Here is a 17297-nt window from a genome sequence, read left to right on the forward strand (position 1 = left end):
GATCTTGCAATATTGTCGCAACGTTCGATAATTAAACAACCGTTCAGTTCAAGGCTGCCAGCCAGAGGGGGAGGACGTCAGGTGGATTTCGCATTGTCCGAGGAACAGCAGGCCATTTTCGACATGGCCAGGGATTTCGGCCAGACCCGCATCGCGCCTCACGCGCGCGAATGGGAAGCCGCCGGGACGATACCCCGCGAATTGTGGACCAGCATCGCCGAGCTGGGGCTGGGCGGACTTTATGTCTCCGAGGACCAGGGCGGTTCCGGCCTGTCGCGGCTGGACGCCACGCTGGTCTTCGAGGCGCTCGCCATGGCCGATCCCTCGGTCGGGTCGTTCCTGTCGATCCACAACATGTGCGCGGGCATGATCGACAAGTTCGGCAGCGACGCGATGAAGTCCCGCCTTCTGCCCGACCTCTGCAGCATGGCGCGGATCTGCAGCTATTGCCTGACAGAACCGGCCAGCGGATCGGACGCCGCGGCGTTGCGGACACGGGCGGAAAGGACCAATGAAGGCTACCGGCTGAACGGCACCAAGGCCTTTATCTCGGGCGGCGGCTACTCGGATCTCTATATCGCCATGGTCCGCACCGGCGAGAATGGTCCGCGCGGCATCAGCGCCGTGATCGTCGAGGACGGCACGCCCGGCCTGTCCTTCGGTGCGCTGGAAGACAAGATGGGCTGGCGCGCACAACCGACGGCGCAAGTGCAGTTCGACGACTGCATGGTGCCGCTGGACAACCTGCTGGGCGAGGAAGGCCGCGGTTTTGCCTATGCAATGGCCGGCCTGGACGGCGGCCGGCTGAACATCGCGGCGGGCGCGCTGGGGGGCGCGCAGGGGGCGCTGGACGCCACTCTGACCTATATGGGCGACCGCAAGGCCTTCGGCAAAAGCCTCGATCAGTTCCAGGCCCTGCAGTTCCGGGTGGCCGAGATGGAAACCGCCCTGCAATCCGCGCGGATCTTCCTGCGGCAGGCGGCCTGGAAACTTGACAACGGCGCCCCGGATGCCACCAAGTTCTGCGCGATGGCCAAGCTTTACGTCACCGACCGCGCCTTCGAGGTCGCCAACCAGTGCCTGCAATTGCATGGCGGCTATGGCTATCTGGCCGATTACGGCATCGAGAAGATCGTGCGCGACCTGCGCGTGCACCAGATCCTTGAAGGCACGAACGAGATCATGCGACTGATCGTTGGTCGCGCATTGCTGGCCGAACGCGGCTGAGCCCATTCAGGAGAACGCATGGACGATCTGAACATCCGCAAATCGGGCCGCGCCGGGCGCATCACCTTTACCCGCACAAAGGCGCTGAACGCGCTGACCCACGACATGGCCTGCGCGATCCATGCGGCGCTGGACGGCTGGCGCAACGACCCGGATGTGGCCCTGGTCATCATCGACGCCGAGGGCGACCGCGCCTTCTGCTCGGGTGGCGACATCGCGGCGGTCTACAACGCGGGGCTGGCAGGCAACCATCAGGTCGGCCGGGACTTCTTTCGCGACGAATACCTGATGAACGCGGCAATCGCGGATTATCCCAAGACCATCGCGGCCTTCATGCAGGGCTTCGTGATGGGCGGCGGCGTCGGGGTGGGCGGGCATGCCGGGCACCGGGTGGTCGGCGACACGACGCAGATCGCGATGCCCGAATCCGGCATCGGCCTGATCCCCGACGTGGGCGGCACATGGCTGCTGGCCCGCGCCCCCGGCCGGATCGGGGAATATCTGGCGCTGACCGGCGCGCGCATGGGGCCGGGCGACGCGATCCATTCAGGCTTCGCGGACAGCTATCTGCCCGAAGCCGAATGGCCCGCGATCATCTCGATGCTGGAGGAAACCGGCGACGCCACCCGGATCGTCGGCATCTCGCCGCCGCCGGCGCCCTTGGCGAACCGCGACCTGTCGGCCTTCGGCGGGCGCGATCTCGACCATATCCGGCGCGCCCTGGAAGCGGCGGGCGACGACGAATCGCTGAAACCCATTCGCCGCAACTCGCCCCTGTCGATGGCGGCGGGTCTGGCCCTGGTGCGCGCCGCGCGCGGCGACCGCCGGATGCAGGATTCACTGGCCCGCGAATATCGGTTCACCTATCGCGCCACCACCGAAACGGATTTCCTGGAAGGCGTGCGGGCACAGCTGATCGACAAGGACCGCACCCCGCGATGGAGCGCCGACGCCTCGCCCGAACATGTCGAGGCGCTGCTGGCACCGCTCGGCGAAGACGAATTGAACTGGGAGAAACAGGCATGAAGATCGGATTCATCGGTCTGGGCAACATGGGCGCGCCGATGGCGGCCAACCTGGCCAGGGCCGGCCATCAGGTGCTGGGCTACGATACCGCCGCCCCCGAGCCCGAGGGCGTGATCGCCGCTTCCAGTGCAGCCGAAGTGGCGGCTGGCGCGGACGTCGTGATCACCATGCTGCCGAACGGGCAGATCCTGCGATCCGTCGCGGATCAGATCATTCCGGCCATGCGCCAGGGTGCCGTGTTCTGCGATTGCTCGACGGTGGACGTCGACAGCGCCCGCGCGGTTGCCGCGCAGGCCGAGCAGGCGGGCCTGGGCGCGCTGGACGCGCCGGTTTCGGGCGGTATGGGCGGCGCACAGGCCGGAACGCTGACCTTCATGGTCGGCGGTGGCGCGGACGCTTTCGACACGGTGAAGCCGCTCTTTGACATCATGGGCCAGAAGGCCGTTCATTGCGGTGATTCCGGCGCCGGCCAGGCTGCCAAGATCTGCAACAACATGATTCTGGGCGTGACCATGATCGCCACATGCGAGGCGTTCGCGCTGGCCGACAAGCTGGGTCTCGACCGTCAGAAGATGTTCGACGTGGTTTCGACAAGCTCTGGCTACAGCTGGTCCATGAACGCCTATTGTCCCGCCCCGGGCGTCGGGCCCAAATCGCCCGCCGACAACGACTACAAGCCCGGTTTCGCCGCAGAGCTGATGCTGAAGGATCTGCGCCTGTCGCAGGCCGCGGCCGAAAGCGCGGATGCCGATACCCCGATGGGAGAGCTTGCGACGCGCCTCTATCGTCGTTTCGTCGAGGACGAGGGCGGCCAGGGCCGTGACTTTTCGGCAATGCTGCCGCGCTTCGTGCAAAGACATCGCGCAAACGGTGGCAGCAAGGCAGGCTGAGCGTGCCGTTTCGGAACCATCGCAGCCAGCGGTCGTTCGGTCCGCAAGAGCAGCGGGCGTAACAGGCATGGGCTTCAGATCTAAGGCAAGAACGATCCTCGCGATGACGGCGGCAATACTGCTTCTGCCGGCGCTTGTGCTGACCATGACGGACGGTGCCGGCGCGCCGCATGCCGCGATTGCTGGCGAGGAAACGCCCCGGGTCGGCGACATCCTGGCGGGAAGCGGTTTTCACCTTGTGACAAACCCGGGCCTTTACGGGCTGGGGCCGGCACGCATCGGAAATCGTTACGCGGTGGTGTCGGGAATGCTTGTGCGGATCGACGAAAAGACGCTCAAGATCCTTTCGATCCTGCGGGGCATCGACGCGATCCTGGACTAGCTTTGCAAGGCGACCCGGCGACAGCAGCTATCTGCTTGCAGACGAGGCCACCCACGACTAGAAGTGCTGAAATTTTCAGGCCGCCGCTGGATCGGCGGCCCTTCTTGCTATGAGGACGATGATGCAGGTCAAGGAAACCCAGAACGATGGTCTGAAGCGGGGATACCAGCTGACCCTGCCCGCCGACGAACTGGCCGCAACGGTCGACGCCAAGCTGAAAGAGGCGCAGCCCGAGATCGAGATGAAGGGCTTTCGCAAGGGCAAGGTCCCGATGGCGATGCTGAAGAAGCAGTTCGGCCCGCGCATCCTGGGCGATGCGATGCAGGAAGCCATTGATGGCGCGCTGCGCAAGCATCTCGAGGAATCGGGCGATCGTCCCGCCGCCCAGCCCAAGGTCGAGATGGAAGGCGGCGAAGCGTGGAAGGAAGGCGACGACGTGGTCGTCAATGTGTCCTACGAATCGCTTCCCGAGATCCCCGAGCTGGATCTGTCAACGCTGAAGCTTGAAAAGCTGAGCGTGCCGGCGGAAGAGACGGCGATCAACGAAGCGCTGGAAAATCTTGCGAAATCAGCCCAGAATTTCGAGGATCGCCGCAAGGGCAGCAAGGCCAAGGACGGCGATCAGGTCGTCATCGACTTCAAGGGCTTCGTGGACGGCGAGGCTTTCGAGGGCGGCTCGGCCGAGGATTATCCGCTGGTCCTGGGGTCCAACAGCTTCATCCCCGGCTTCGAGGAACAGCTGGTCGGCGCCAAGGTCGATGAGGACATGAAGGTCGAGGTCAAGTTCCCCGAGGAATACGGCGCGCCGCATCTGGCCGGCAAGGACGCCACCTTCGAGTGCAAGATCAAGGCCGTGAAAGCCCCCAAGGCGGCCGAAATCGACGACGAGCTTGCCAAGAAATTCGGTGCCGACGACCTGGAGTCGCTGAAGAAGCAGATCGCGGATCGGCTGGAACAGGAATATGCAGGCGCCGCGCGCGCGATCATGAAGCGCTCGCTGCTTGACCAGCTGGATGACCAGGTCAAGTTCGAGCTGCCCGAATCGCTGGTCGAGGCCGAAGCCAGCCAGATCGCGCATCAGCTGTGGCACGAGGACCATCCCGAGGAGCAGGGCCACAATCACGGCACCATCGAGCCGACGGACGAGCACAAGAAGCTGGCCGAACGCCGCGTGCGCCTTGGCCTGCTGCTGGCGGAAATCGGACAGAAGGCCGAAGTGACCGTGTCCGATCAGGAAATGACCCAGGCGGTGTTGCAGGCGGCGCGCCAGTATCCCGGGCAGGAACGGGCCTTCTTCGAGTTCGTCCAGCAGAATCAGGCCGCGCAACAGCAACTGCGCGCCCCGATCTTCGAGGACAAGGTGGTAGACCACATCGCCGAGCAGGCCCAGGTCGAGGAAAAGACCGTCTCGAAGGAAGAACTCGAGAAGGCGGTCGAGGCCCTCGACGAGCTTTGATTCCCGCCATTGCGGAAACGGAAAAGCCGCAGCCTCGCGCTGCGGCTTTTTTCGTGGTGTGGCCGCACATCGGCAGGCATGGCCAATGCCCCGCGCATCGCCGCCCAGCCGGTTGCGGCGCGGCGGCCGCCACCTTATCTAGGCGGCATGGTCGCATCCCTGAACCTCATGAAGCTGTGCGTCGGCGCCGATGGCCCCGAAGACCTTGCGGGCTGGCAGCAGCAACGTTTCGGTGACGCCCCTGCCTGTCATGTCACCCGCATGTGGCCCAGGCGTGAGACCGAGCTTCTGAATGGCGGCTCGATCTATTGGGTCTTCAAGGGCGTCATGCTGGCCCGGCAACGACTTCTTGGGCTGGACGAGCGGATCGGCGAAGACGGCATCCGCCGCTGCGCACTGGTGCTGGACCGCGATCTGGTGAGGGTCGGCGCGGTGCCTCGACGCCCGTTTCAGGGCTGGCGATACCTGGCCGGCAAGGATGCACCCGCCGATCTGCCGAAGGGGCGCGAAGCCGAAGACCCGCTGCCCCCCGGTGTCGCTGCGGCCCTCTCGGCGATGGGCCTGGTGTAGGGCAGGGCTAGTACCGACCGGCAATCTCGGCCAGCGTCAGCGGTTTGATCCTGGCGGCGTGGCCGGCTGTCCCGAAGGCCTCGAAACGCTGCCGGCAGACGGTGGCCATCATCGCGATCGCGGGCTTCAGGTATTTGCGCGGGTCGAATTCCGACCGATCCTCGGCCAGCGTCTTGCGGATCGCCGCTGTCATCGCCAGTCGATTATCGGTGTCGATATTGACCTTGCGCACCCCCGACCTGATGCCACGCTGGATCTCTTCGACCGGGACGCCCCAGGTGGGGCGGATGTCGCCGCCATGGCTGTTGATGATGGCTTGCAGATCCTCGGGGACCGAGCTTGACCCGTGCATCACCAGATGCGTGTTCGGAATCCGGTTGTGGATCGCCTCGATCACACGCATCGCCAGGATCTGGCCATCGGGTTTGCGGGTAAACTTGTAGGCGCCGTGGCTGGTGCCCATCGCGACGGCCAGCGCATCAACGCCCGTCTCGGCGACGAAGCGTGCGGCTTCGTCAGGATCGGTCAGCAACTGGTCCTCGCTCAGCCTCTGGGTCGCGCCATGGCCGTCTTCCTGATCGCCCATGCCGGTTTCCAGGCTGCCCAGAACGCCCAGTTCACCCTCGACCGAGACGCCGCAGGCATGCGCCATCTCGACCACGCGGGCGGTGATGTCGCGGTTATAGGCATAGTCGGCGGGCGTCTGTCCGTCGGATTTCAGCGATCCGTCCATCATCACGCTGGTGAAGCCGTTCTGGATCGCCGTCGCGCAGGCCGGAAGACCGTTGCCGTGGTCCAGATGCATGCAGAGCGGGATCTGCGGGAAGGCCCGGGCAAGCCCGGCGATCAGCCCGGCCAGCACCTGGTCGTTGGCATAGGCCCGCGCGCCCCGGCTGGCCTGCAGGATCACCGGGCTGTCGGTCGCGGCGGCGGCCTGCATGACCGCAAGCCCCTGTTCCATGTTGTTGATATTGAACGCTGGCACCGCATAGCCGTGTTCGGCTGCGTGATCCAGAAGCTGGCGCAGGGTGATCATGGTCATGGCGATTATCCTTGATTGGCGGCAAGATAGGACAGGATCGTCTCGACCTCGTCCCGCGCGCCGAATATGAGCGGCGCGAATTCGTGCGGGTCCGCCGGCTGGCGGTCCAGAATGCGTTGCGTTCCGTCACTCGCCGCGCCGCCCGCCTGCTCGATCAGGAAGGCCATCGGCGTACATTCGTAGATCAATCGCAGGCGGCCATTCTCGTAACCCCGGCGGCGGTCCTGCGGGTAGAGAAAGGCGCCGCCCCGCATCAGGATGCGATGCAGGTCGCCGACCGCGGCCGCCAGCCACCGCATGTTGAAGTCCCGTTCGCGCGGCCCATCGGCGCCCATGCGCAGGTCTCGAGCCCAGGCCCGAAGCCCGTCGGACCAGTAATGTTCGTTCGAGGCGTTATAGGCGATCGTCGATGTGACGGGCTTCAGCACCACGTTCTCGCGGATCAGACGATACAGGCCGGTTTCGGGATCAAGGGTCGCGATATGCACGCCCTGCCCCAGCGAATAACCGAAATCCAGAGAATGCCCGAACGAGGCATAGCCCGCCGCGACGACCGCGCGGCCCGGACGCAGAAATCCCTCTGCGTCGGCCGGAAGGATACTGAACAGCGTGCCAAGCGGCGCACCGATCCCGATGCTGCCTGATCCATCAATCGGATCCATCGCCACATCGAACAGCCCGTCCGCATTCAGCACGACGACCCGTTCTGCCTCTTCCGAAAGCACCTGACGGACGCCGGCGACTCGCAGAACCTCGATCATGTAATGATGGGCGGCAAGGTCCAGCGCCTTCTGCCGGTCGCCGCTGTCATTGACCCCGACCAATTCCGCAGGGTCGCCATGCAGGGACCCCGCCGCCAGGCGCGCGGCGAGCGGGGGCAATGACTTCGCGATTGCCAGCACGATGGCCGCAGGCCCGTTGGCTGAAAGCGCCTCATCAAGCAGACGGCCCGACGCCGGGCCATCATTTGGAAGTTTCAGCATCGGTTGTCCCTTCAGGCCTCAGCCCGTGCTGTATTTCGCATCGATCTCGTCGATGGCGTTCACGTTGCCGGCAGACTTGCCTTGCGCATCGAAATTCAGCGTCTCGGCCAGGAACGCATCAGCGATGGTCTTGGCGACCTCTGCCCCGATGACGCGCGCGCCCATGGTGATGATCTGGGCGTTGTTCGACAAGGCGGCGCGTTCGGCCGAATAGGTGTCGTGGGTCAGCGCAGCGCGGATGCCCGAGACCTTGTTCGCCGCCATGCAGACGCCGATCCCGGTGCCACAGACCAGGATGGCGCGATCGAACGTGCCGTCCAGGACCTGGCTCGCAACGCGATCGGACAGATTGGCATAGAACGCATCGGGGCCGGCATCGGTGCGGCTGATGTCCGACACCTCGTGCCTGTCCTTCAGGTGATCGGCCAGAATCCTGGCCAGAGCTTCGCCAGCGCTGTCGCCTGCGATTGCCAGTTTCATCTCGTCACTCCTTCAGATCGTTGCGGCGCAGCGCGCCAGAATGTCCAGATAGCCATCGAGCTTCCAGGCCGAGCGGCCGATGAAAAGACCGTCGACATGCGGGCAGCCGATCAGCTCTTCGCAATTGCCGGCATTGACCGAGCCGCCATAGAGGCAGGGGACCTTGCGGCCCATAATATTGCCCGCCACCGCGATGATCTCGGCCTGGCGCGCATCGGCATAGTCCGACGTCGCCGGGATGCCATGTTCGCCGATCGCCCAGACCGGCTCGTAGGCCAGAAGGATCTCGGCGGCCTTCATGTCGCCAGACAGCCTGCCCAGGGCGCCGCGAAGCTGCGTTTCCAGCACGTCCTGCGCGCGCCCGGATTCGCGTTCGGCCAGCGTCTCTCCGATGCAGATCAGCGGGATCAACCCGTGTCGGATGGCGGCCTCGGTCTTGAGACCGACCGTCTCGTCGGTCTCGCCGAAATGCGCTCGGCGCTCGCTATGACCCAGTTCCACAAGGTCCAGAGCGCAGTCGGCCAGCATCACCGGGCTGATCTCGCCAGTCCATGCGCCCTGATCGGCCCAGTGCATGTTCTGCGCGCCGACCTTGACGGATGTGGTCGTCAGCAGTGCCTTGACCTCGCGGCAGGCGGTGAAGGGTGGTATCACAAAGCGCTGGATGCGTGGGTCGCGGGTGGCCTCCTCTGCGACCAGCCCTTCGGCGAAGGCGCGGGCCTCGGCCAATGTCTTGTTCATCTTCCAGCTTGTGCCGATCCAGAATGTCATGCGGTCACTCCTTGCTGTCCCGCGGCCCGGCGATCGTCAGCGCAATCCCGGCCCGATCCAGCGCGGCCCGATCCTTGGGCGCGGGAGGGGCATCGGTGATGATGGCGTCGAACTCGTCAAGATCGGCCAGCACATGCAGGGCCGACCGACCGAACCGCCGGTGATTGACCAGCAGGACGCTGCGTTCGGCCCCGGCCATCATCGCGCGCTTGGCGCGGACGACCGGCTCGTCCATGTGGAATGCCTGCAAGCCCGCCAGGGCGGGCGTCGAGATGAAGGCGATGTCGGCGCGCAGCCGCGCCAGCGCCTGTTCGGTCACCAGCCCGAAATAGCCGTTGAACTTGGCGCTGAAAACGCCCCCCAGCGCGATCAGCGTGACGCGCGGGGCTTCCTTCAGGTGATCCAGAACTGCGGCGTTGTTGGTTATGACCGTCAGCGGCACCCTTTCGGCCAGCCGCGCGCCCAGCAACGAGGCCATCGATCCGTCATTGATCATGACGGTCATTCCCGGCTCGACCAGGTCCAGCGCGGCATGGGCCATGCGCGATTTCGAGCTGCTGTCCTGCAATTCGCGGATGCGGAAATCGCTTTCGAACTGGGTACCGGCCTCGATGGTCGCACCGCCGCGCACCTTGCGCAGCAGCCCCGCCTGCTCAAGATCATCCAGATCGCGATGAATGGTCATCTTCGACACGGCGAAACGGTCTGCAAGATCGTCAAGATCGACGGCGCGCTGCTCGACCAGAATGTCCATGATGGCCTGCCTGCGTTCCTCTCGTTTCATGCAACATCCTTCCTGGCCACCGGCTCGGACGCATTCCTAACAGAAATATTGTCATAATCAACATAGATTTTGTTACTTTGTGATTTATTACTGTGACTTTCTGTGGCCGCGCGCAACAGGGACTCGAACATGGCCACGCCTCGATGCTGCACCTGACAGGCTACCGGGACATGACGCTGGTTCAGATCAGGACTGTCCGGCAGTGGGGCACGATCACCGCGGGACACCCCGAACACGGCCATCCCAAAAGGATCGCGATGACCACAGGCCCGCTGGGTCAGGGTCTGGCGATGCCCGTTGGCATGGCGCTGAGAAGACCGTGACCGGCTACGGCTCACCCGACAAGGCGGGCACCTATGCGGCACATGGCTCGCCGCCCGGCGACGAAGAGGCGGCGCTGACCAGGACCGCGCCTGGCCGACCGGCCGCCCCCTTCGAGATCCCCGACGACCTTGCCGCTCGATGGCGCCGCATCGGCGCGCGCGGCGCCAGGTCGCGCGCCGCTCGGCATGACAGGCGGGCCGCCAGGTCGCCAGAGACACGCAACGAAGTCACCCGTCGGCGGATCGGCAGTCCTCACCGCAAGGGGCGCCTATGCGATCCGGCAATTCGGTTAAGGCCGCAACGTGACCCTGGTCGCGACCGGGACCGAGGCCGTGCTGGCCATCGAGGCGCCGGGGCCCTGCATGCGGATGGCATGAATGTCGCCGTCGTGTCGATCCCAACAGGGCGGCTGTTCGCGGCAAAGCCCAGTGAATGCCGCAGCGGGACTCTCGCCTCGGCGCCGATCGAACGTCTCTCTTGCCCATTCGGCATCACCAGCGATACGGTCATCACGCGCGCAAGCGCATCTTGCGGCCGGTGGCCAGGACGCCTTGCCCGCGCGCGCGAAAGGCCCAGCGGCAGCGAACGGGCCGGGCTCTGCCCGGACCGACCGCTTCCCGAGCGCCACAGACGACCGATCCCGGGGCGATCAGGCGATCGAAGACAACCACATTCGACGGCTTTCACCCGACAAGGGCCCTGGCGGTCCGTTCGTCGGTGATCAGGCCGTTCACCCTGCCGCTGTTCAAGACCGCCCGGATCGCCCGGGTCTTTTCGGTGCCACCGGCGATCACGACGATCCGGCTGTCGCGCGCCGCATCCAGATCGACGGACAGGGTCCGCATGCTCAGCGCGGTCTCCAGCACCCGGCCATCCGCGTCGAAGAAATGCCCCAGCATCTCGCCGACACCGCCGGCGGCATTGATCTCGGCGATCTCGCGCGGCTCGATCATGCCCGAGGCGACCAGCTGCGCGCCGGCATCCGCGGTGCCCGTCCCGGCGAACTTGAGAGGGGCGCGGTTCGACAGATCAAAGATTTCCCGCACCCCTGGCTGCGCCAGCAGGATGGCCCGGTCCCTTTCGGAATTGGCAAAGAAGGGCACCGGCAGGACAAAGGCCTGCGCCCCGGTCTTTTCCGCAAGCCTGTGCATGACATCATGCGGATTGGCCGCATAGTTTCGGGTCAGGCCGCCCAGCAGCGACACGAAACGCGCGCCATGCGCGTCGAAGCGTGGCAACTGGTGGACCGCGGCGGCAAGTGTCCTGCCATGGCCCAGCCCGATCACGCTGTGCTCTGCCCGCTCGATCTCGCGACGCAGAAACCCCGCCCCCGCCAGTCCCAGCGCCCGCAGGGGCATTCCATCCTCGCCAAGGTCCGGCGCCACCTCGCAGGACTGAAGCCCGTAACGCGCGCAAAGCCGGTCCTCCAGCATCGCGCATTCGACGATCTCACCATCGATCGAGACCTTCACGACACCGTCCGCGACCGCACGCGCGATCAGCCGATGGGTCTTGACCGACGACAGTCCCAGCCGCTTGGCGACCGCCGCCTGCGTCAGCCCGCCGGCGTAATGCAGCCATGCTGCGCGGATCGCGAGGCTTTGCTCCGGGTCGATCCCGGCGTGATGCGCCATCAGCCTGAAGCCTCCATCACCGCCCGCAGATCGGCCGCCGCAAGCGGCGCCGGATTGGCCTTCATCGACGATGACATGGCGGCCGCCTCGGCGGCCGCCTGTTGCGCGCCCCGATCGATCCCCAGTTCCGCCAGCGACGACAGGCCGCATCCGCGCGACCACTCCGCAAGCAGGGCGGCGGCCTGATCGACCGTGGCCTCGGGCCGGCAGAACGCCGCGCCGATCCATCGGCCGACCTGGTCCAGCCGCCCGCCGTCATGGACCTTGCGCCGGTTCGCCACAAGCACATGCGGCAACAGGACACCGCAGATTGCGCCATGCGCCGCGCCCGAAAGCCCGCCCAGAGGACCCGCGAGACCGTGCACCGCGCCCAGACCGGCATTCGCCAGCGCCAGGCCGCCGCACAGGCTGACCCAGGCCATCTCGTCGCGCGCCGCCGGGTCCTCGGCCTTCATCAGTCGCCGGATCGCGGCCAGGCCGCGAGGGATCGCGTCTCGGCACAGCGCGTCGGTCATCGGGTTCGCGCGCGTGCCGACATAGGGCTCGATCACCTGCGTGATGGCGTCCAGCCCCGAGGCCAGCGTGACGCCGCGAGGACAGCCATCCGTCAGAGCCGGATCGACGATCGCCAGTCGCGGCAGCATCCGCACGTCGCGCAGGCTGACCTTGCGGCGCTGGTCCGGAACAGCGATCACCGCGTTACGGGTCACCTCGGCGCCTGTTCCGGCCGTCGTCGGCATCGCGACGAACGGCAAGGGCGGATGGTCCAGCGGCAAGCCCTGACCGACCACCTCGAGATGGTCCAGCATCGGACGACGCGCGGGGACCATTGCGGCGATGGCCTTGCCCGCGTCGATCACCGCGCCGCCGCCCATGGCGACCACGATCTTGACCCCGGCATCGCGCGCGGCGGTCACACCGGCCTCGATCAGCGCCATGTCGGGCTCCCGAGCCACGGCGAAGCCGGTGACCGCGCAGCCCTCTGCCTCCAGCCTCGCGCGCAGCCCGGCGCTGCGTGCGGGGTTGCTGCCGTGCACCAGCAGCACGGTCCGCGCCAACCCCGACACTGCGGCGGGCGCGGCATCCGCAGATCCTCGTCCGAACATGATTTCGGTGGCGGTTGCGAAGGCGAATGACTGCATGCCCGGCTCCTGAATCGTGGGGTCGGCTCAGATATTCAGCTTATCGGCGCCGGTGTCGATATGCGGTGCCCAGAAAGCCACGCTTTCGGCAATCTGGGGGATCACCTCGCGGTCATTCGGATCACGCTCCTTGAAGCTGAGCTCCAGGCAGATCTCGTTGTCCTGCGCTCCGCCTTCGGCGAAGGCCGCCAGCAACGGCCTGGGCTGGATGCGTCCCCTGGCATTGAATTCCGCGATGAACGGCCGATGGCCGCCCTTGTCCATCAGCGACTGCTTGACATGGATGATCGGCGACAGCCTCGGCACCGCGCGGGCCCAGGCATAGGGGTCGAAATCGTCGGGGTCCGGGCTGGTAACGTCACCATGGTCGATATCGGCCATCATCCACATCGGAATCGCCATGTCCGCTGCGGTCAGACGCGCCTGCAGGGCCCGGCATTCCGCAATGGTTTCGCCGAATTCCCGGCCCACGCTCATGGGCTCCCAGAAGATCCATTCCAGACCCGCCGCCTTGGCGTGCTCGGCCAGTTCCGCCCAGCAATCGATGGCGATGCCGATCAGTTCTTCGCGTCGGGCGCGATCATCGTAGTCGCGATAGGTGAAGATCGCGAATTGCGTGCCGATGCTGGTTCCGCCGAGATCCGCGATGATGCCGGCGAAGGTTCGGAACCAATCCACGTAATACCGGCGCACGTCCCGGTCGGGATGGCCGAAATGGTTCAGCCTTCCGTAGGGCCCGGTCATGCCGCTGGTCACCCGCACCCCCGTCCGGGCCAGCGCGGCGCCCATCTGGCGCGTCAGCCGCCGGATCACCGGGGCAGGCCAGGACGGGTTGATGAACTCATGCGTCAACTGCAGATCACGGATGCGCAGGTCACGCGCCACGGTGTCGATCAGGTTATCGGGCTCGGCAAAGCGATTCACCAGCGGGTTGGTGTTCAGAGACAGCGTCAGGGGCATTGCATTCTCCTCAAGCCGCGTGCGCCTTTGCGGACTCGTTGAACCAGTCCGCAAAGGCGCGACGCTCGGCCTCGGTCAGGTGCAGATAGTGCTTGGTGCGGCGGAAGAGGATATCATCGGGCCGCAGCGCCCACTCCTTCGCCACCAGGTAGCGCACCTCGGCTTCGTAAAGCTGGCCACCGAAATGCCGGCCCAGATCGGCCATGCCGGTCGCGCCCGCGACCAGGTCCCCGGTCCGCGCGCCGTAAAGCCTGCCGTAGTGATGGACCAGCGCGCGCGGCATCCAGGGATGCAGTTCGCGCAGCAGATTGACGTAGCTTTCATAGTCCGAGTTCGCGATCTCGCCGCCCGGCAGGGGCGCATTTTCGGTCCAGTCGCCACCCATGTCGGGAAAGATCGGCCGCAGCTTGTGCATGCCGCGTTCGGCCAGTTCACGGAACGTGGTGATCTTGCCGCCGAACACGTTAAGCAGTGGCGCACCGCCGGTCTGGTCCAGATCGAACACATAGTCGCGCGTCACGGCCGAGGGGTTGCCCTGCCCGTCGTCGAAAAGCGGGCGCACGCCCGAAAACGTGTGCAGCACGTCCGACCGGCGCAGCTGTTCCTTGAAATAGCGATTCACCGCCGCCAGCAGATAGTCGATCTCGGCCTCGTCCGCCGACACGTCTTCGGCGCGTCCTTCATAGGCGATGTCGGTGGTCCCGATCAGCGCCTTGTCGCCCTCGTACGGGTTGATGAAGATCACCCGCTTGTCGTGGTTCTGAACCAGATAGGCGTTGTTGCCCGCCCAGAACTTCGGGACGATGATGTGGCTGCCCTTGACCAACCGCACATTGCGGGCCGAGTTCGCGCCGGCGACGCGGGTGATGAAGTCGCTGACCCACGGGCCCGCGCAGTTCACGAGGCATCGCGCGCGAAAGATCCGGGTTTCGCCCGTAAGCTGGCTTCTCGTCTGCACCGTCCAGGCGCCATCCTCGCGACGGGCCGAGACGCAGGGGCTGCGGGTCAGCACTTCGGCGCCCTTCTCGGCCGCGTCGACCGCGTTCAGGATCACCAGCCGGGCGTCGTCGACCCAACAGTCGCTGTATTCGAAACCCTTGCTGTACTTGTCCAGCAGCGGTGCGCCCTCCGGGTCGCGGCGCAGATCCAGGGTGCGCGTGCCCGGCAGCTTTCTGCGCCCGCCCAGATTGTCGTAGAGGAACAGGCCAAGCCGCACCAGCCAGGCCGGCCGGTCCTGCGGACTGTGCGGCAGGACAAAGCGCATCGGCCAGATGATATGCGGGGCGGCGTTCATCAGCACCTCGCGTTCGATCAACGCTTCGCGGACCAGCCGAAACTCGTAGTATTCCAGATAGCGCAGACCGCCATGAACCAGCTTGCCCGACCGGGAAGAGGTGCCCTCGGCCAGATCGTCCTTTTCGCACAGCACGACACTCAATCCACGGCCGGCAGCATCGCGCGCGACTCCGGCGCCGTTGATACCCCCGCCAATCACGAACAGGTCGATCACCTGGCTGTCATTGCTCATCTTCAATATCCTTCCGGGAAAGTCCTGCGGGCGGCGGCAAGCGCGCCCCATGTCGCGGCCAGGTCGCCGCGCGACGCCGAGAAAACGTGAAACAGGCGGTCATAGGCGCCGACCAGCTGCGCGTCGGGACGCTCGGCCTCGGCCAGAAGCGGCGTCACCCATTCGGCGATGCAGGCCTCCATGTCGGGATAGGCGCCGATGGCGACCGCGGCCATCATCGCGGCTCCTGCCGCACCGGCCTCGTCCCGATCCGAAACGCGCACCGGCGCATTCAGGCTGGCGGACAGGATGCCGCGCAATGCCCCGGATCGCGCCGCCCCGCCGGTCAGGCGCAATTCGCCGGGCAACGGGCCCATCGCGGCATAGCAGTCACGCATCGCCATACCCAGCCCCTCGGCCACGGCGCGGACAAGATCGGGAAAGCGATGGCCGGTCGACAAGCCCACGAAGCCCGCGCGCGCGTCGGCGTTGACAAAGGGGCCGCGTTCCCCCGCATCCGAGATATAGGGGTGATAGAGGATCTGGCCGGGCCGCGACCGGGCCAGCCAGCCATCGATATGGCCGACGAGGTCGCGATGGGTGACGGCATGCCCCATGTCCGACATAATCCCGGCTGCGATGCACAGTAACCAGTCGAGGTTCAGCGTCGCGGCCATGTTGGTCTGGACCTGTGTCACGATACCCGGGATCGGAAGACAGATCACATAGCCCGTGCCCTCGGCATTCAGATGCACATCGTCCGACCGGACGGCCCGCAGATGCACCCCGGTCGAACCGACGGTGGAACAGGCCACATCGCCCGCAGCCCCACCATAGACGCCCGCGCCCAGGGCGGTCATCACCATGTCGACATAGCCCAGGCTGACCGGCGTGCCGGCGCGCAGACCGGTCTGGCGCGCGGCATCAGCGGTCAGCTTGTGGGTGATCTGCGTTCCGTCGATGATCTCTGGCAGCAGCCCCCGGCGATGAGCCAGCCCGAGCGCGTCAAGCACGCCGTCATCATAGCGCCGGTTGCGGAAATTCCCGAAGGTGAAGCTGGCCTCGGACGGGTCGGTCGCGCGGATCCCCGTCAGGTTGAGATAGAGCCAGTCCTTGCAGTGCAACGCCACTTCGGCCTGGTCCAGCAGGCCGGGCGCATGGGTATCCATATGGGCCATCTGACAGCCCTGCTGGCAGGTGTTCAGCCCGGTGCCCGTCGCCTCGAATCGGGCGCGGTTCGCCGGATCCGCCGACAGCTTCGCGACCGTCGGCGCGGCGCGGGCATCAAGCCACAACCACGCGTCGCCCACGGGACCGTCGCGTCCGACAAGCCAGGTGCCGTCGCCCTGAGCGGTGACCGACAGCGCCGCAGCACGATCGGCGAGGCCGTCGATCTTCTGTCCAAGGGCGCGCAACGCGGTCGCGCAATCGTCCCAGGTCTGGCTCAACGCTTGCGTGGCGCTGCCGTCCACGCCCGAGCGATAGCGATTGGGAACCGAGGACACGCCAAGTTGCCGGCCCGCCAGGTCGAATGCGACCGCCTTGATGACCGAGGTGCCCGCATCGATCCCGATCAGGATCTCAGAACCCGACATGGACCGCCTCGGGCGCCACAGCAGCACGACAAGCTGTTCTCATACTGACTTCCTCCCCGGCCGTCGCTCGACGCGCGACCTGCGGTCATGCCTTGCAGGCCGTCTCTTGAGGGCTCCGCTCCGCAAACATATACCATAGCGCTACCACATAAAACGTATTTTTTTACGGACAAAGGAATAAATTTCAGATACCCTGTTCCGTAAAGGGCCTGACCAGATCGGCGACAGGATGTGGACGCGGTCGCATTGCGGCACCGCCACAACATGGGATGGCCAGCCGGTGCACGCGACTGAGAACAGTCCAGGCAGCAAAGAAATGCCGCTTTTCCCCCGCGCGGCATCGGGGCTGAGCCCTTCCGCCAGCGATCAGGACAGCCGCCGCGGCCGTCCGCAAGCCGGTACGTTCGGTCGGCACCGACAGCTGATTTGCCAGGATTTCATGTTATGTTATTGACTAGTTTTTATCATTATCATATCACAAATGGGCTGATTCGGGCCGTCGACGCCGAGGAGGGCGTCAGGAT

At 65.7% G+C, this 17297-nt stretch carries 16 protein-coding genes and 1 pseudogene; 7 read left to right on the forward strand and 10 right to left on the reverse strand.

Translation table 11 applies throughout. The annotated features are described in order from the left end of the window. The first annotated feature begins 81 nt into the window (after positions 1 to 81). From L1965_RS07305 to L1965_RS07330, 6 genes are all read left to right on the forward strand, one after another. Positions 82 to 1227 (forward strand): acyl-CoA dehydrogenase family protein, encoded by a 1146-nt coding sequence (locus tag L1965_RS07305; protein WP_235755772.1) that lies wholly within the window; start codon positions 82 to 84, stop codon positions 1225 to 1227. Between the two features lie 18 nt (positions 1228 to 1245). Then, entirely contained in the window at positions 1246 to 2253 is a 1008-nt protein-coding gene (locus L1965_RS07310) for an enoyl-CoA hydratase/isomerase family protein (RefSeq protein WP_235755773.1), read from the forward strand. Next, the gene (gene mmsB / locus L1965_RS07315; protein ID WP_235755774.1) at positions 2250 to 3143 is read left to right on the forward strand and encodes a 3-hydroxyisobutyrate dehydrogenase; all 894 of its coding nucleotides are present in this window, start codon (positions 2250 to 2252) and stop codon (positions 3141 to 3143) included. The genes L1965_RS07310 and mmsB overlap by 4 nt, the downstream gene beginning before the upstream one ends. A gap of 103 nt (positions 3144 to 3246) precedes the next feature. Continuing rightward, the gene (locus tag L1965_RS07320) at positions 3247 to 3525 is read left to right on the forward strand and encodes a hypothetical protein (protein WP_235755775.1); all 279 of its coding nucleotides are present in this window, start codon (positions 3247 to 3249) and stop codon (positions 3523 to 3525) included. Between the two features lie 121 nt (positions 3526 to 3646). Further along, complete coding sequence (tig, locus tag L1965_RS07325) at positions 3647 to 4981, forward strand: trigger factor (RefSeq protein WP_235756127.1); 1335 nt, start codon at positions 3647 to 3649, stop codon at positions 4979 to 4981. Positions 4982 to 5128: 147 nt separating this feature from the next. Continuing rightward, positions 5129 to 5551 carry a DUF1489 family protein gene (locus tag L1965_RS07330; RefSeq protein WP_235755776.1) on the forward strand — a complete coding sequence of 141 codons (423 nt, stop codon included), beginning with the start codon at positions 5129 to 5131 and terminating at the stop codon, positions 5549 to 5551. A 7-nt stretch (positions 5552 to 5558) separates the two neighbouring features. Here L1965_RS07330 and fba read toward each other — a convergent pair whose 3' ends face one another. The 5 genes from fba to L1965_RS07355 are packed head-to-tail and all read right to left on the reverse strand — an operon-like array spanning position 5559 to position 9611. Beyond that, positions 5559 to 6593, reverse strand: a complete 1035-nt coding sequence (fba, locus tag L1965_RS07335; RefSeq protein WP_235755777.1) for a class II fructose-bisphosphate aldolase — start codon at positions 6591 to 6593, stop codon at positions 5559 to 5561. Between the two features lie 5 nt (positions 6594 to 6598). Beyond that, a complete protein-coding gene (locus L1965_RS07340) occupies positions 6599 to 7576 on the reverse strand; it encodes a class 1 fructose-bisphosphatase (RefSeq protein ID WP_235755778.1) in 978 nt (325 codons plus the stop codon). Between the two features lie 18 nt (positions 7577 to 7594). After that, a complete protein-coding gene (derI, locus tag L1965_RS07345; protein WP_235755779.1) occupies positions 7595 to 8056 on the reverse strand; it encodes a D-erythrulose-4-phosphate isomerase in 462 nt (153 codons plus the stop codon). Between the two features lie 12 nt (positions 8057 to 8068). Next, on the reverse strand, positions 8069 to 8827 hold the full coding sequence (locus L1965_RS07350) for a triose-phosphate isomerase (RefSeq protein WP_235755780.1): 759 nt from the start codon (positions 8825 to 8827) through the stop codon (positions 8069 to 8071). 4 nt (positions 8828 to 8831) lie between these two features. Beyond that, a complete protein-coding gene (locus L1965_RS07355) occupies positions 8832 to 9611 on the reverse strand; it encodes a DeoR/GlpR family DNA-binding transcription regulator (RefSeq protein ID WP_235755781.1) in 780 nt (259 codons plus the stop codon). A 122-nt stretch (positions 9612 to 9733) separates the two neighbouring features. Between L1965_RS07355 and L1965_RS16235 the strand changes: the two are divergent. Continuing rightward, positions 9734 to 10164, forward strand: a pseudogene (locus L1965_RS16235) (thiamine pyrophosphate-binding protein); the annotation flags it as partial. A 454-nt stretch (positions 10165 to 10618) separates the two neighbouring features. Here the strand turns inward: L1965_RS16235 and L1965_RS07370 are convergent. Genes L1965_RS07370 through L1965_RS07390 form a run of 5 tightly spaced genes read right to left on the reverse strand, consistent with a single transcriptional unit; the run spans position 10619 to position 16773 of the window. Beyond that, entirely contained in the window at positions 10619 to 11569 is a 951-nt protein-coding gene (locus L1965_RS07370; RefSeq protein ID WP_235755784.1) for a sugar-binding transcriptional regulator, read from the reverse strand. Continuing rightward, positions 11569 to 12711, reverse strand: a complete 1143-nt coding sequence (locus L1965_RS07375; RefSeq protein ID WP_235755785.1) for an iron-containing alcohol dehydrogenase — start codon at positions 12709 to 12711, stop codon at positions 11569 to 11571. Before L1965_RS07375 ends, L1965_RS07370 begins: the two co-directional genes overlap by 1 nt. 27 nt (positions 12712 to 12738) lie before the next feature. Beyond that, positions 12739 to 13671 (reverse strand): sugar phosphate isomerase/epimerase family protein, encoded by a 933-nt coding sequence (locus L1965_RS07380; protein ID WP_235755786.1) that lies wholly within the window; start codon positions 13669 to 13671, stop codon positions 12739 to 12741. Positions 13672 to 13681: 10 nt separating this feature from the next. After that, positions 13682 to 15199, reverse strand: coding sequence for a glycerol-3-phosphate dehydrogenase (locus L1965_RS07385; protein WP_235755787.1), 1518 nt, complete (start codon positions 15197 to 15199; stop codon positions 13682 to 13684). Between the two features lie 2 nt (positions 15200 to 15201). Next, positions 15202 to 16773: an FGGY-family carbohydrate kinase gene (locus L1965_RS07390; protein ID WP_235755788.1), complete on the reverse strand. Its 1572-nt coding sequence runs from the start codon at positions 16771 to 16773 to the stop codon at positions 15202 to 15204. Between the last annotated feature and the right edge of the window lie 524 nt (positions 16774 to 17297).

Source organism: Paracoccus salsus, from assembly GCF_021556615.1.
Taxonomy (GTDB): domain Bacteria; phylum Pseudomonadota; class Alphaproteobacteria; order Rhodobacterales; family Rhodobacteraceae; genus Paracoccus; species Paracoccus salsus.

Coding starts and splice junctions, on each gene's coding strand:
- L1965_RS07310 (WP_235755773.1), top strand. CDS start 1,246: ATGGACGATCTGAACATCCGCAAATCGGGCCGCGCCGGGCGCATCACC.
- mmsB (WP_235755774.1), top strand. CDS start 2,250: ATGAAGATCGGATTCATCGGTCTGGGCAACATGGGCGCGCCGATGGCG.
- L1965_RS07320 (WP_235755775.1), top strand. CDS start 3,247: ATGACGGCGGCAATACTGCTTCTGCCGGCGCTTGTGCTGACCATGACG.
- tig (WP_235756127.1), top strand. CDS start 3,647: ATGCAGGTCAAGGAAACCCAGAACGATGGTCTGAAGCGGGGATACCAG.
- L1965_RS07330 (WP_235755776.1), top strand. CDS start 5,129: ATGGTCGCATCCCTGAACCTCATGAAGCTGTGCGTCGGCGCCGATGGC.
- fba (WP_235755777.1), bottom strand. CDS start 6,593: ATGACCATGATCACCCTGCGCCAGCTTCTGGATCACGCAGCCGAACAC.
- L1965_RS07340 (WP_235755778.1), bottom strand. CDS start 7,576: ATGCTGAAACTTCCAAATGATGGCCCGGCGTCGGGCCGTCTGCTTGAT.
- derI (WP_235755779.1), bottom strand. CDS start 8,056: ATGAAACTGGCAATCGCAGGCGACAGCGCTGGCGAAGCTCTGGCCAGG.
- L1965_RS07350 (WP_235755780.1), bottom strand. CDS start 8,827: ATGACATTCTGGATCGGCACAAGCTGGAAGATGAACAAGACATTGGCC.
- L1965_RS07355 (WP_235755781.1), bottom strand. CDS start 9,611: ATGAAACGAGAGGAACGCAGGCAGGCCATCATGGACATTCTGGTCGAG.
- L1965_RS07370 (WP_235755784.1), bottom strand. CDS start 11,569: ATGGCGCATCACGCCGGGATCGACCCGGAGCAAAGCCTCGCGATCCGC.
- L1965_RS07375 (WP_235755785.1), bottom strand. CDS start 12,711: ATGCAGTCATTCGCCTTCGCAACCGCCACCGAAATCATGTTCGGACGA.
- L1965_RS07380 (WP_235755786.1), bottom strand. CDS start 13,671: ATGCCCCTGACGCTGTCTCTGAACACCAACCCGCTGGTGAATCGCTTT.
- L1965_RS07385 (WP_235755787.1), bottom strand. CDS start 15,199: ATGAGCAATGACAGCCAGGTGATCGACCTGTTCGTGATTGGCGGGGGT.
- L1965_RS07390 (WP_235755788.1), bottom strand. CDS start 16,773: ATGTCGGGTTCTGAGATCCTGATCGGGATCGATGCGGGCACCTCGGTC.